Below are 14,468 nucleotides of genomic sequence, written 5' to 3' on the forward strand. Positions count from 1 at the left end.
CGCTTGCACTTAAACTCAACGCACAGGGTCGCCTAAGCGACCCTGTGATATCTAGACAATAAAACAACCCTACTAACTTATCTAAAAGTTGAAATCATCCAGCTTCCACCAGCAGTGCCCATCGCCAGGTATATCAAAGCCAGCTGATGTAATTCGGCCTTAAAGCGGCTGTATCCATTAAATACAAAGGAACCAAAATTGGGGTCAAAAAGTCTCCAGGTATTACCATTCTGTACTTGAATTGCAATTGCATGGCCGCTGTTGGGGCCCAGGAATCCTATCAATGCAAAGCCTTGATTAAGGCGGGCCATCCCTTGCCGTATCCATCGCAAAAATGTGGAGAAAGGCTCAAATGGATTCAACTGATGCCCACGGGCGATACAGTGCTCGGTATACCCATCTGTCCGACAGATCGTCCTTAACCCTGACGATATACCCATCACATTTCCCTGGATCTGCTGTTGCGCGGAAATTGCCCTTTGCATTGTATAGATAGGCTGCCCAAAGGTGGTGGTCGACCCGCCAACAGCCCTTAAAAACATACCTGGAGTTGCTCTGTTGAGGGCGTTTCCAATTCCCGTATTATGGTAACGCTGTTGCAGTCCTGCCTGGAGGTGCATATTTATATGACCGCCGGGTTGCAAGCCGAGCCTCACCCACATGTAGGATAATGCGTAACAAACTCCACGCCTTACGTCATTGTGGACACCGGGTTGGATGTAATTTGCTTGATCCAATAGAAATTCTGTTTCTGTTAGATTCGGATTGAACATGGAGGTCTCCCTATTCTTTATAGATAGTGGACTTTTGCCTATCCGCGGTATCGCGGCCCATGTTCTATTTTTCTCACCTACAGTTTTATCTCTATCAATTTTCTTGTGGCTTTTTTAGCTTTAAGTCATTTTAAAAAGTAAACCGGAATTTGATTACACTTTATTTCAATTGGCTTTTCAGGACGCTAAGGTCAAAATTTGATAGAAATTTCCAGTTTAAATTGCGTTTGGATATGTGCAGAAAGTAAATTTATTTTTAATCATATACGAGTGCAAGTATTGCGCTGGTAATAACAAACTCATCAGAACAGTGAGCTATCAAATGCCAGCGCTAATATATCTGTTGAGAAGGCTGCGGAATCTAAATTCAACCTTCCTATATGATATTAACTGGGAAGTTGAGTAAGGAAGAAATCTCTCAGGTTCTCACCCATTACTTTACGGATCTCTTCTTCAGTAAACCCTTGCCGAAGCATTTCTGCGGTAAGCACGCCCAGTTCACTTACGTCAAATGCAACCTTTACACTGCCGTCATAGTCCGACCCCAATGCGACATGATCCACACCCAGTGTATCAATGGCATAACGAATGGATTTAACAATGCTCTTGGGGCTTGTATCACAGACAGCACCAGGCCAGAAACCGATTCCAACCAAGCCTCCTTTGCCCGCTATCTCCTTCATTAGCTCGTCACTGATATTCCGGCGTGAGTTACATGCCCCTTGAAGCCCGGTATGGGAAACAATCACTGGGCGCTCGGCAATATCCAAAACTTCGCGGACGACCTGCTCGGAGGAGTGGGCGACGTCAATCACAATAGAGCGCCTTTCCATCTCCTGCACTGCTTTCCGGCCAAATGCGCTCAAACCCTGCCCGCTTTCTCCATGCAGGGAGCCACCCAGCTCATTGTCGAAAAAGTGTTGCAACCCCATCACTCGGAAGCCAGCATCGTATAGGCGACCGATGTTTTCGATCTTCCCTTCCAAAGGATGGGCACCTTCAGTGCCAAGGAGTGCGGCCAAAACCTCTCCACCCTGCTTCCTTGCTACAAGCACCTCTTGTAAATCTGCCGCACTTTTGACGATACGTATTTGGTCAGGCGCAGATTGCTGTAGCGCATTAACACGCTCTGCATGATAGAGCGCCCGCTCATACAGGCTGCCCCACGCCTTTACTGGCCACGCCTGAGCAATGGCCAATAAGGTTATGTTATCGCCAGCTTTGCTGGAGTTCTTCTGATAGTTCTGCCCCCGGGGAGACTTGGTAACTGATGTGAAGACCTGGATACCCAGGTTACCTTCTCGCGCCCGGGGGAGATCCAGATGACCATAGTCGGCTCGCTTCCTCAAATCCCTGGCCCACAGGAAACTATCTGCGTGGAGATCACCTACCAATAGACTTTGGTGTAGCGCTTTAGCCTCAGATGACAGCGCTGCAATTTTGCCCGGCTCTACTTTGTTCATCGACTTTTCAATAGCCGGAAGCAAAAGCCATTTCCAGCTGGCGAACAATATCACCACCATTGTTGTCAGAAGAATGAACCACTTGCTCATCTATTGTCTCCGTTAGTAGAAATCCATGGGGAAGTTTGCACAGAGGCAACAACCTTCTTCGATCCATCAGGATCGCAGAATGAAGCAATTCGAGCGGTTGCTCAATAAGCAAGCAAGAGAAATAAAACTGTGGTGGTCGTGGAATAAGCGCTGGGACACCAACCTCGCACTTATCAGAAGAGAGAAAAATGAAGGACAAGCAGTGATTAAACTTTTACAACTGAACTTACTCGTATTATTCGCTCTATTCATGGGTGGTTGCGCCGCTTTATCGCCCAATTTTCAGCAGCCCGAGGTTGAGATTATTGGGCTGGAGCCGCTTCCTCCTGCCGTCGGCAGCGATCTGCGCTTCAGAATCCATTTGCGCATTTTCAACCCCAACAACCAAGAGCTACCCCTCTCCGGGATCTACTACAAGCTCAGTCTTGCCGGCCACAAAGTGATGACAGGAACCTCAAACAACTTGTTGCCCATTGCCCCCTATGGCCAGGATGACATCGCGGTAGACGCAACTGCGAGCTGGATGGGGTCTCTATTCGCTGCCGCTGAATTAGCGAATAGTGGGCAGCAATCGGTACCCTATGAACTTCAGGCAAAGATTGGCCTGAGCAGGTCCATTGTGCCTTCCATTACAGTGCAGCGAAGTGGCGAAGTTCGACTAAATCAGAATCTGGGCCTCTACCACTAGTCCAAGCCTACTCACCTTGGATATAGCGTTTTAATCTCCCCAGTCGCCGACCTTGTCGGCACCGGGGATTTGATACTCGAGATAGTCTTCAACAGTGAATGGCATCTCACTGATGACTGCGCGCACGCGTTCACCAATAGCCTGTGTCTCAGGGCGCGCATTGGCCAGCCCGGTATAGGGTATGCCTTTGCCGCTGGCTACGTCTGGATATTTACGTTTGAATAAACGGTGGCGAGCCACCATATGATTGAACTGTCCCTGGGTGTAAATTAACGGCACCAACTGCGGGGACTCCTCCCGTGGATCCATATATATATCGTAATAAGCCTCCGGCATCCCCGACCCTGCCACCTCCCCCGCTCCCAGCCAATGCCTCTTATATCGCCCCTTTACTGTTGCCCCCAATTCCTTACCCGTATAGATAAATACATAATCCCGGCGACCATAAGTATCGCCGTTTAGGAACAGAGCGGTCTGGTCGAGGCCGTCAACGACGCGATCCGTGGGAATAGCATCAGTTGCTCCACCCAAGCGAGCGAAAGTCGTATACAGGTCAGTGATATGAATAATATCTCCTGCCGTTTGTCCCGCTTCGATAGTTCCTGGCCACCAGGCAAAAGCAGGTACGCGAACGCCGCCCTCAGTAAAATCCCCTTTGCCACCCCGATACAACATGGGCAGCATTCCCCACCCCGCCGGCGGACTGTGAACCATAGGGCCGTTATCCGCCATTGCAACGAACAAGGTATTTTCAGCGAGCCCTAAGCTTTTCAATTCTTGCATCAGCACCCCGACAAAGTTATCCATCGCCGGGAAAGCATCGGCAACCATCAGCCCGGCTACCGAGCGCTTGGGGTTATACATCGCCATGAAATTAAGGAGATTGGGCCAGTAAGCAACGAAAAACGGTTTCTTCTGCTCTGCACTGCGACGAATAAACGCCAGCGTTCTCTGTTCTGCTTCTGGATCAAACTTAGCGAAGCACTCGTTGGATGTTCCGCACCATTCCCGCCCGGGTTGTCCCTTTTTCCCTTCAATATTCATTACCCAGCCAGCGGGAATCAGACCAGGGCTGTCCAACCGATAGGGATCAGGTGGATAGATTTCGGGGAACATGCCCAGCACCGCATTTGCTACATTTGCCTGGGGGTTAAACAGAGAGGTAATCTGATTCATCGGAGTGAACAACGCCTCATCGAACCCCTGATTGTGTAAATAACTCTCCTCGATATCTCCAAGGTGCCCCTTGCCGAAAAAGCCTGTCGTATAACCCGCTTGCGAAAGTACCTCGGCAATAGTGACCTCTTCTGCGCGTAGACCGGAAAACTCATGGGGCATACCCACTTCACCCATGCCATAGCGCACCGGTAGCCGTCCGGTGAGCGCAGCAGCGCGGGTTGGTGTGCATGAGGGCTCAGAGTACATGCGGGTAAAGTTGATACCCTCTGAAGCCATCTGGTTTAGATTTGGCGTTGAGTAGCCAAAGTTCTTTTGTAACGCAGGAAAGCCAACAGCTCCAAATGCAGTGTCATCCCACAGCAGAAATACGATATTCGGTGGCTGTCCATATTTCTGCCGCAACTGCTGTAAGCGTTGCTCAAGCTCCGCATCCTCTTGATCCCAACGTTCGCCGTTTTGCATCTTGAGAATATAAAACTCGGCATCGTGTACAACTTGCCCCTCGACATTGAGAGTGATGCAAAGCAGCCAGATCATAATCAGGTGGCTTTGGACGGACATGAGCTTCCTATAGATCGCAGAAAAGTATCTAACAATTTAGAGGAGCGCAGGGATTTGGAAGAGAAAGAGCGAGTTTAAGCGGGGTAAAGAGCGCCTCGTTTTCCAGCAAATGCCAGAATCGAGGCGCCAATTTCGTGAGAGAAGTATTTCCCCTCTATCTACTTATCCTGGCTGTCGGCCATAAGGGCCGGCCATGCGGCGCGCAAGTACATCACCATTGTCCACAAGGTGAGGCCGGCAGCGATATAGAGCAGCAGATATCCAATAGTTTCCATCACCGGAAACTCTCTAACATCGAAGGCAAGCAGTACAAGAATTGCTGCCATCTGTGCGGTGGTTTTGATTTTGCCTACGTAGGAAACGGCAACACTGCCGCGCTGCCCCAGCTCAGCCATCCACTCCCTTAACCCAGAGACCGCGATCTCCCGACAGATGATCACCGCCGCAGCAATCGCAAACAGCGGATTGTCATGCAGTCCCACCAGCAAGACCAATGCAGTAGCCACCATTAGCTTATCGGCAACCGGGTCCAGAAAGGCACCGAGGGCAGTACTCTGATTTAATTTTCTGGCGAGATAGCCATCAAGCCAATCGGTAATTGCGGCAACTGCAAAAATTGCAGCAGAAGCAATGTAACTCCACTTGTACGGCAAATAGAAAACCAAAACAAAAAATGGGATCAAAGCAACACGTAAAAGTGTCAGTTGATTGGCGATTGTCATACTTTTCTCTATTCTTGCGGAGGGCGTACGTTATCAAGCCATCGCGCAAAATGAAACGCTTTGGAAAAAACTGGCCATTTAATCGCCAGCTCAATCCTGTTCTACTCGTGGTGTAGTGCCGAGTATATATCCTGAGCCAATTTCCGGCTGATACCATCCACGCTGGCAATCTCCGTTACTGTTGCGCGCTTTAACTCCTGCAAACCTCCGAAATGTCGCAGCAGCGCCCTGCGGCGAGTGGGCCCTACTCCAGCGATACCTTCCAATGGAGACTCCCTGCGTTTTTTATCCCGTTTTGCCCGGTGGCCAGCGATAGCAAAGCGGTGCGCTTCGTCTCGCACCTGTTGAATTAAGTGCAGCGCTGATGAGTCGGCGGAGAGTACAAGCTCTTTGTTACTGGAAACCACATGTAATGTTTCAAAGCCCGCTTTTCGTGTAGTTCCTTTGGCAACACCAATAATTTGCACTCCGACGATGCCCAGCTCATTCAGAGCTTCAACCGCTTGTGTAACCTGGCCCTTGCCCCCGTCGATCAACAGGATATTCGGGAATTTGCCCTCGCCACCGGAAAGGCGCGTATAGCGCCGCTTTAGCGCCTGCCCCATTGCCGCATAATCATCGCCCGCCTGGATACCCTCAATATTGAATCGGCGATAATCCGACTTCACCGGGCCTCCGGTATCAAATACAACACAGGACGCAACCGTGGCCTCACCGGAAGAATGGCTGATGTCAAAGCACTCAAGCCTCTCCGGGAGCTGCTCCAGCTCTAATACTTCCTGTAGCTTCTCGAAACGGTTGTAGAGTTTTTGCTGGGCTGCAGTTCGACTAGTCAAATTCTGTTGTGCTGCCTGTTGCGCCATCTCAACCCAAGTGGCCCGCTTGCCACGCAACTTATGGGTGATACCAACATCGCGACCACACTGCTCGCTAAGAGCCTGTTGAAGTGGTTCGAAATCCTGTAAGGCCTCTGAAACTAAAATCTCACGGGGGATCTCTCGGGGACTGCCCAGGTAAAATTGCGGGACAAATGCGGAAAGTAGCTCTGGCGGTGTGAGCCCCAAGCGCTCACTGGGAAAATAACTGCGACTCCCCAGAATTCGCCCCTGCCTGACAAACAGAACGTGTACGCAACAGCTGCCGCCCTCACTGGCTATCCCCAGCACATCTACATCGCCACTTGCCCCCTCAGCTACCTGATCCGCTTGTAGACGACGCAGCGCGGAAATTTGGTCCCGCAGTCTCGCGGCTTTTTCAAATTCCAGCGCCCGGGATGCCTCATCCATTTGATCGGCCAACTCCTGGATAATGCTGTCACTTTTACCCGTGAGAAACATCTCTGCGTGGCGAACATCCTGGCGATAGTCCTCGGGAGAAATAAAATCGACACAGGGAGCGGTGCAGCGCTCTATCTGATATTGAAGGCAGGGCCTTGAACGGTTGCGAAAAACACTGTCTTCACAAGAGCGGATTCGAAAAGTTTTTTGCAAAAAGTTCAGGCTGTCGCGAACCGACGATGCATTTGGAAAAGGCCCGAAGTATCGGCCTTTCTTGCGCTTGGCACCACGGTGGAATGCAATACGGGGAAAAGTGTCATTGCTGGAAAGAAAGATATAAGGGTACCCTTTATCATCCTTCAGCATCACATTGTATGGGGGCCGCTGGGACTTGATCAGGCTTTGTTCAAGCACCAGGGCTTCGGTTTCACTGCGCGTAACGGTGACTTCGATGTTTCCAATACGCTGCACCAGCGCCATGGTTTTTGTCGTTAGTCCGGAGCTGCGAAAGTAGCTCGACAACCGATTGCGAAGGTTCTTGGCTTTCCCTACGTAGAGGATTTTATTTTCGGCGTCGAACATCTGGTAGACGCCGGGTTTGCGAGTTACTGTCGCGAGGAAACGCTTGCTATCGAACATCTGGCAACCGGCCTCAATATTTTAAGAAATCAGCCACTTTTCAATTAAAGTGCAGCATCTGGGTCGAGAATTTGGTGTTTAACAGCGAGGATCGTCAACTCTACATCACTATTAATATCCAACTTCTCAAAAATCCTGTAGCGGTAACTATTCACCGTTTTGGGGCTTACCGAGAGAGACTTTGCAATATCCGCAACCTTGGCGCCATTGACGATCATGTCTGCAGTCTGCAATTCCCTTTTAGATAATTTTTCAAACGGAGATTGCTGATCATCCTGGCCACTGACACTGCGCATCGCCATTTTGGTTGCCATGGAATTACTGATAAAAACACCACCTGAAATAACCGTCCGTATCGCTCGAACCATTTCTTCAAGGTCCGCGCCTTTAGTCACGTAACCCATTGCCCCAGCCTGCATCAAGCGGCCCGGGAATAAATCATCATCGAGTGCACTAACGGCAACAACCTTTGCCTCCGGGCACCGCTGCAGCAGCTTTCTAGTCGCTTCAAGGCCGCCCATTCCTGGCATTTTTACATCCATCAGAATGACATCAACATTAGACCGGCGAACGAATTCCAGGGCCTCCTCGCCACAGTTTGCCTCTCCGGCGACTTCTATATCCTCAACATCACCCAGCATGCGCGAAATGCCCATTCGCACAAGATCGTGATCATCCACCACTAAGACTTTGATCAAGCTATCCCCAACTACGGATAAGTGCAGTGGCTACGCCGCGTATACATCCCCAACGCACGAGCTCTATAAACTGCGTTCTTCTTTTTAGCTCACGGTGAAACTACCCCGTGTAGGTCCCCCCGGAACCCAACCGCAACATACCAGACAAAAACGCTACTGCAAAGCAGAAGCACCGTTTCAAATGCTGCTGAACAGACATTTGACCACAGGATCTTGCTGCCTTTATAACATTTAATTATAGCGTAAAAACGTACCAGTTAATTTTTCTGCGATCAAGATGAGCACTTCCGCAAAATTTGCGATAGAAGATTCATTTTATCGCAGAAAATATTTATGAAAGAAATCGGAATATGAGAAAATGTTAGAGGTTGAATTCGTTATAACAAAATAATCGTCAACAACTAGAACAATTCTCTACTGAAATTCAGGCTGAAAACTGTCAACCCCACCCAATAACTTGCACTTTTCTATTGGGTACTTGCTAACTGCAATTCAGTGAAGAATAAAAGAAGGGATTGTCCGCACCCTCATGCAAACAATCTTGAATGGATTAAGGGTAATAGCGCGGCTCAGGCTCCAGGGTAACACCAAACTTAGCCTGCACATCAGAAGCGATAGCGCGAGCCAATCGTGTCACCTCATCACCCCGGCCCCGGCCGGGATTAACCAAAACCAATGCCTGCTGGTGGTGAACACCGACCGCTTCTTGCCGCCTGCCCCGCCAACCAGCGCGATCAATTAGCCAGCCTGCCGCCAGCTTCCAACCTTCACCGCTGGCATAAGCTACTAAATCGGGATGTTCCGATTTTAGGTTTTGGTAAATGTCCGCATTCACCACAGGGTTTTTAAAGAAGCTGCCAGCGTTGGGAATTTGATCGGGGAGCGGCAATTTACTGTTGCGAATATCGATAACCGCAGCGGAAATTTGCGCGGGTGTTAAGGAGTTACAATCCCAACCTTGCTGGTCAATAAATTGCTGTAGAGCCGGGTAAGCTACCTTGGGCTGCCAATCTTGCGCAAGGCGAAGGTTAACCTGGGTAATAATAAATTGATCGCGCAACTGCCCTTTAAACACACTGTCCCGATAATCAAACTCACAGTCCGACGCAGAAAAGTTATGTAGTGCACCTGTAGAAATTTCCATGGCCTGCAAGCTGCAAAAACAGTCTCGCAACTCTACGCCATAGGCGCCGATATTTTGGATTGGGGCTGCACCCACTTTACCTGGAATCAGCGCGAGGTTTTCCAAGCCTCCCATGCCCTGCTCGACAGTAGACATAACCAGCTGGTGCCACCCCTCCCCGGCCGCCGCCTCAATCGTACCGCCACGACCATTGGGAGCAATTGTTAGCCCTCGCAGCCCGACCTGTATGGCAAGCCCGGGAAAGTCTCCCGTTAATACGATATTACTGCCCCCACCCAACGGCAGAATCGGCAAACGCTTCTGCTGCGCAAAGCTCAAAGCCTCACGCAATTCATCCAGGGTTTCCACACGCGCAAAGTAAGCGGTGTTTGCTGAAATTGCGAGAGTATTGTGGGGCTGTAAATCAATATTGGCTTCAATCATTAGGTTCTACATCAGGCCAGGGTTTCTCGCATACGCTGAAGATCCTGCTCAGTATCTACGCCACCGGGCACTTCTGCGCAGGCATCCGCTACGTGAATCTCTTGGTCGTGGTAAAGAAAACGCAGCTGCTCCAGAGCCTCGAACTTTTCTAGTGGGGCCATAGGCCAGGATACAAACTGGCGCAATAGCGCAACACGGTAAGCATAGATACCAATATGGCGACGAGGTTCCAAGCCCCTTGGCAGTTCACTGCTATCCATCGCAAAGGCATCTCTGGGCCATGGGATTGGCGCTCGTGAAAAATACCTGGCCAGCCCGGACTCTGTTGTCACTACCTTGACGATATTCGGGTTGCGAAAATCCTCCACTGAGGTGATGGGCTCCGCCAGGGTTGCAACGCCGGCTCGCTTGCTAGCCGCCAGGTTTTCAGCTACTTGATTTATCACCTCGGCGGGTATCAAGGGTTCATCGCCCTGCACATTGACCAAAATGCGGTCCTCGGCAAGGCCCAGGTTCTGAGCCACCTCCTGCAGTCGGTCAGTTCCCGAGGCATGCTCGGCAGATGTCATACACACCTCGGCGCCGAAGCCGTGGGCCACCTCCGCTACACGCATATCATCGGTGGCGATAACCACCCTCTGAGCATCGCTCTCACGGGCACGCAAATAAACATGCTCCACCATCGGCTTGCCGCCGATATCAGCCAAGGGCTTGCCTGGCAGGCGGCTCGAGCCATAGCGTGCGGGAATAATGACGTCGAAAGAAGAGTTACTTTTCATTTTCACTAAATTGTTGCAAGTGCTTGTGTACTTTTTGATAAAAAAGGTCTGGCAACTTGGCCCGCACCTCAAGCGCCCACCAATGACTCTCCCAGAAATCACGACATTTCACCGCATCTTTCATGGTCATAATCACAGGGGTTTCTCCATCGAAATGCAGTTCCTGGGGGCTGAATTGATGATGATCGTCAAAAGGTTGCTCTGCCACCTCGAACCCTAGCGCTTGCAGTGACCGGAAAAACCGCTTGGGGTTACCGATCGCTGCCACCCCGTGGCAAGGCCCCACCTCAGGCCCTGATGGCAGGCGCAATGTGGAGGTTTGATCGAGGTTAAACTGGTGCCAACAGGAAGGCTCGAGCGTCATTTCAAACTCTAAAAGCCCACCGCACTGATCCCTGACTTTGGCTTCTGGCTCTCCATTACTAACCAGCATGTCGACGCTTTGCAGGCGCGTCACCGGTTCCCTCAGAGGTCCTCTGGGCAGCATATGGCCATTGCCCAAACCGCGATGACCATCAACCACACAAATTTCATAGCTGCGCCACAAACTATAGTGCTGCAGCCCATCGTCAGACAAAATAACATCGCACTGGTGATAGTCGATCAGGGCCTGCGCCGCCTCGGTGCGATTGGGAGAAACCATCACCGGCACACCAGTGATCAAGTGCAGCATCAGCGGCTCATCCCCGGACTCCAGGGGGTGGGATTGGGCAGTCACCTGATAAGGATATTTTTCTGCACGACCACCATAGCCACGGCTGATAATCCCCGGATTGCGACCCCGCTCCTTTAGCCAGCGAGCCAGCTCCGCCACCAATGGCGTTTTACCCGCACCGCCAAGGGTGATGTTACCGATGACGATGACAGGAACTGATAAGGGCTCCGGTGGCGTGCGAGAACTCATTACCCGGCGCCGCTTGCTCACCCCCCCATAGAGTAATTCCAGCGGGGTGAGCAGGGAGAGCGAGCGACCTTCACCCTTTTCGGGGTACCAGCGCTTGTTAAACCAGTCTTCCAGTGACATCCAGGTGCCCTACCCCATCGTTTGCTGCTGTAACAGAGATGCGTATCGACCACCCTGGGCGAGCAGCTCTGCGTGATTCCCGCTCTCTACAATTCGACCTTTCTCCATCACCAGAATGCGATCGGCATTCTCGATCGTACTCAGGCGATGGGCGATAACAAACGTAGTGCGGTTTTTCATGACTTCAGCCAGAGCCGCCTGAATATGGCGCTCCGATTCATTGTCCAGTGCTGAGGTGGCCTCATCCAAGATCAGTATGGGCGCATCCTTAAGCAGGGCGCGGGCAATAGACAAACGCTGGCGCTGGCCGCCGGAGAGCATCTGCGCATTATCCCCCAGAACCGTATTCGCCCCCTCAGGTAGCTCTTCAATAAATTGAGCTGCATGTGCCTGCTCCATAGCACGCAGAACATTTTCCTTGGGTGCATGCTCTAATTCACCGTAGGCAATATTGCGATATACAGTGTCGTTAAACAGCACGATATTTTGGGAAACCATACTGATATGGCGGCGCAACTCTTTAAGTGGCACCTTGGAAATATCAGCCCCATCCACCAGGATACGCCCACCTGTCGGCTCGTAAAATCTTGCCAGCAGACTTACCAAGGTGCTCTTACCGGAGCCAGATGCCCCCACCAGGGCCACCGTTTCTCCCGGGTTTACCGAGAAACTGATGTCGGAGAGTACTTTGGGCGCGGCCGTGTCGTAGCTAAATTCCAGCCCCTCAAAAGATACGGTGCCACTCACAGGCTTGGGTAGTTGAGCTTCTCCGCCCTGGGGCTCTTTGGGAGCGTCCATTACCTCGAAGATACTCTCCGCTGCCGCAATGCCTTTCTGGATATCGGCAAAAATTTCGGAAAGACTGCGCACAGGCTTAGCCAGGGATGCAGCCGCGCCAATATAGGCGGCAAAAACCCCAGCAGTCATGGATTCAACCATACCCGGTGCCAGCGCCAACCACACGATAGTTGCGGTAGACAAACCAACCAGTATCTGAATCACTGAAACACTGGCATTATTTGCCACTACCAGTTTCATAAACTGCCGGCGATTATTGTCGCTGGCGGAGAGGAAACGGGATTTCTCGTAATCCTGCCCCCCATACATCCGCACCACTTGATAGCCATTGATCGCTTCCTGGGTGACATGGGTAACGTCGCCCATGGAATTCTGGATGCGATGGCTCAATTTGCGGAAACGCTTGCCCACGATACGCACAATAAAAGCGATCAAGGGGGCAAAAAGGAAGAAGGTTAAAGTCAGCTTCCAGTTCACCAGTAACAGGTAGGTCAAAAGACCGATTACCGTAAACGACTCGCGGAAAAGTACTTTCACCGCTTTGGTGATGGAGTTGGTTACCTGCTCAACATTGTATGAAACCTTTGAGATCAGGTAAGCGCCGGTATAGCGGTCAAAATAGGAGCTGGGAAGCTGACCAATTCTCTCAAATAGCTGTGTTCGCAACTCGTGGATCACTGCGCGGCCCACATAGGCTAAACCATAGCTGCCGACAAAATTGCCAATAGCCCTAAGGACAATAATCAGCAACATTGCGAGCGGTACAAGCCAACGAGCAGTCTCCTGGGGCATTACTCCGTCGGGGTAATAGGATGCTACAAACTTTGAGAGAAACCCGCGACTCTCTTGGATACCAGCTCCCACTGCATCGAGCAACAGCTCGGTCACAGCAATCAGGCTGACGCCCATGATCGAAAACAGGAAGAAGCCCAGTACCGCAACCCCGAAAATCGCCATGTGCGGGCGGGCATAAGTGAGCAATCGACGGTAAGTTTCCGCCCCATTTTGCGGTTTGCTGGGGGGCGCTTTTACTTTCTTCATACAGACCAATGAATGGACTCGCCCCACCTGGGGCGAGTGGGCACAGAAACCGAAGGTAAGTCAGCTCCCTACAGGGTTCCGCGCTAGTTTTCTTCCGGCTGCCGTGTAGTAATGCTTAGGTTGACAAAGCCTAGCTGTCCAGCGGCATCCATTGCCCGAACCACGGCTTGGTGATGAGCGGTGGCGTCGGCGGTTATCACAAGCGGGCGATTGTACTCGCCTGCGGAAACTTCCGACAGCGCAGATTTGAGGGTGTTGATCTTCTTATTGATCAAAGCTTGTCCATCTACTGAATAAGAACCATCAGCACTGATCAAAATCTCTACAGATTTTGGTTGATCAACAGACTGAGGACCTGCTGCTTCAGGCAGGTTCAGCTTAAGATGGCTTTCCTTGGTGAAGGTTGTAGACACCATAAAGAAAATCAACAGCAGGAATACCACATCGATAAGTGGTGTCAGGTTAACCCCTTCCTGCTCTGTGGCTTGGCGGCGGAATTGCATCGCTTGCTACCCCGCTCAGGCCGCATCTTCGATTTTACGATCGCTGTGCAGAGCATCCACAAGCTTGACAGCTTCCTGCTCCATTGCCACAACAATCGTGTCAACGCGACGCTGGAAGTATCTGTGCGCCATTAACGCTGGGATAGCGACAGTCAGGCCAGCGGCAGTGGTGATCAATGCCTGGCTAATACCACCGGCCAGTACGCCTGCATTACCGGTACCTTCCACCATAATCGCGGTAAAGACCTGGATCATACCGATCACAGTACCCAGCAAACCAATCAGCGGTGCTACGGCAGCAATCGTGCCCAGAGCACCCAGGAATCGCTCCAGTTCATGCACAACCTGGCTGGCAGTTTCCTCGATGCTATCTTTCATTACTTCGCGACCGTGGCGGGAATTGGACAGGCCCGCAGCAAAAATTTTTCCCAGTGGGCTGGAGTCGCGCAGCTCCTTCAATTTTTCCGCATTGACCTGGTTATTTTTAAGCCAGCCCCATACCTCACCTAATAAAGTACGTGGTGCAATATGCTGCGAGTGCAAAGTCCAGAAACGCTCGACACAAATAGCAATAACCGCTACAGAGCAAAACAGGATTGGCCACATCAGCAGGCCGCCGGATTTTATTATCTCAAACACTTTCTTAGCCCCAGAAAACCAGAGGGA

13 protein-coding genes are annotated in these 14,468 nt (G+C 51.1%); 1 reads left to right on the forward strand and 12 read right to left on the reverse strand.

The window, feature by feature from the left end; genetic code table 11:
* Positions 1-77: 77 nt before the first annotated feature.
* Together ACJJIL_RS10930 and ACJJIL_RS10935 are read right to left on the reverse strand one after the other, a co-directional pair.
* A complete protein-coding gene (locus ACJJIL_RS10930; RefSeq protein ID WP_445361951.1) occupies positions 78-773 on the reverse strand; it encodes a YopT-type cysteine protease domain-containing protein in 696 nt (231 codons plus the stop codon).
* A 386-nt stretch (positions 774-1,159) separates the two neighbouring features.
* Positions 1,160-2,326: a dipeptidase gene (locus tag ACJJIL_RS10935; protein ID WP_444933119.1), complete on the reverse strand. Its 1,167-nt coding sequence runs from the start codon at positions 2,324-2,326 to the stop codon at positions 1,160-1,162.
* A 79-nt stretch (positions 2,327-2,405) separates the two neighbouring features.
* Here ACJJIL_RS10935 and ACJJIL_RS10940 point away from each other — a divergent pair, with 79 nt between their 5' ends.
* Positions 2,406-3,014, forward strand: coding sequence for an LEA/WHy family protein (locus tag ACJJIL_RS10940; protein ID WP_444917057.1), 609 nt, complete (start codon positions 2,406-2,408; stop codon positions 3,012-3,014).
* A gap of 30 nt (positions 3,015-3,044) precedes the next feature.
* Here ACJJIL_RS10940 and ACJJIL_RS10945 read toward each other — a convergent pair whose 3' ends face one another.
* From ACJJIL_RS10945 to ACJJIL_RS10990, 10 genes are all read right to left on the reverse strand, one after another.
* Positions 3,045-4,754, reverse strand: a complete 1,710-nt coding sequence (locus ACJJIL_RS10945; RefSeq protein ID WP_445361952.1) for a sulfatase-like hydrolase/transferase — start codon at positions 4,752-4,754, stop codon at positions 3,045-3,047.
* Between the two features lie 158 nt (positions 4,755-4,912).
* Positions 4,913-5,476 (reverse strand): CDP-diacylglycerol--glycerol-3-phosphate 3-phosphatidyltransferase, encoded by a 564-nt coding sequence (pgsA, locus tag ACJJIL_RS10950; RefSeq protein WP_444897179.1) that lies wholly within the window; start codon positions 5,474-5,476, stop codon positions 4,913-4,915.
* A 101-nt stretch (positions 5,477-5,577) separates the two neighbouring features.
* On the reverse strand, positions 5,578-7,392 hold the full coding sequence (gene uvrC, locus ACJJIL_RS10955) for an excinuclease ABC subunit UvrC (RefSeq protein ID WP_444917055.1): 1,815 nt from the start codon (positions 7,390-7,392) through the stop codon (positions 5,578-5,580).
* Between the two features lie 44 nt (positions 7,393-7,436).
* A complete protein-coding gene (locus tag ACJJIL_RS10960; protein WP_413665673.1) occupies positions 7,437-8,090 on the reverse strand; it encodes a response regulator in 654 nt (217 codons plus the stop codon).
* A gap of 550 nt (positions 8,091-8,640) precedes the next feature.
* Positions 8,641-9,657, reverse strand: coding sequence for a UDP-N-acetylmuramate dehydrogenase (gene murB / locus ACJJIL_RS10965; protein WP_445361953.1), 1,017 nt, complete (start codon positions 9,655-9,657; stop codon positions 8,641-8,643).
* A gap of 11 nt (positions 9,658-9,668) precedes the next feature.
* Positions 9,669-10,436, reverse strand: coding sequence for a 3-deoxy-manno-octulosonate cytidylyltransferase (gene kdsB, locus ACJJIL_RS10970; protein ID WP_444905363.1), 768 nt, complete (start codon positions 10,434-10,436; stop codon positions 9,669-9,671).
* On the reverse strand, positions 10,426-11,460 hold the full coding sequence (lpxK, locus tag ACJJIL_RS10975; RefSeq protein ID WP_445361954.1) for a tetraacyldisaccharide 4'-kinase: 1,035 nt from the start codon (positions 11,458-11,460) through the stop codon (positions 10,426-10,428). The genes kdsB and lpxK overlap by 11 nt, the downstream gene beginning before the upstream one ends.
* Positions 11,461-11,469: 9 nt before the next feature.
* Positions 11,470-13,299, reverse strand: coding sequence for a lipid A export permease/ATP-binding protein MsbA (gene msbA, locus ACJJIL_RS10980; RefSeq protein ID WP_445361955.1), 1,830 nt, complete (start codon positions 13,297-13,299; stop codon positions 11,470-11,472).
* 83 nt (positions 13,300-13,382) lie between these two features.
* Positions 13,383-13,802: an ExbD/TolR family protein gene (locus tag ACJJIL_RS10985; protein WP_444897173.1), complete on the reverse strand. Its 420-nt coding sequence runs from the start codon at positions 13,800-13,802 to the stop codon at positions 13,383-13,385.
* Between the two features lie 15 nt (positions 13,803-13,817).
* Positions 13,818-14,441 carry a MotA/TolQ/ExbB proton channel family protein gene (locus ACJJIL_RS10990; RefSeq protein ID WP_413665667.1) on the reverse strand — a complete coding sequence of 208 codons (624 nt, stop codon included), beginning with the start codon at positions 14,439-14,441 and terminating at the stop codon, positions 13,818-13,820.
* Between the last annotated feature and the right edge of the window lie 27 nt (positions 14,442-14,468).

It is taken from the genome of Microbulbifer maximicatervae (SeqCode), from assembly GCF_052468095.1.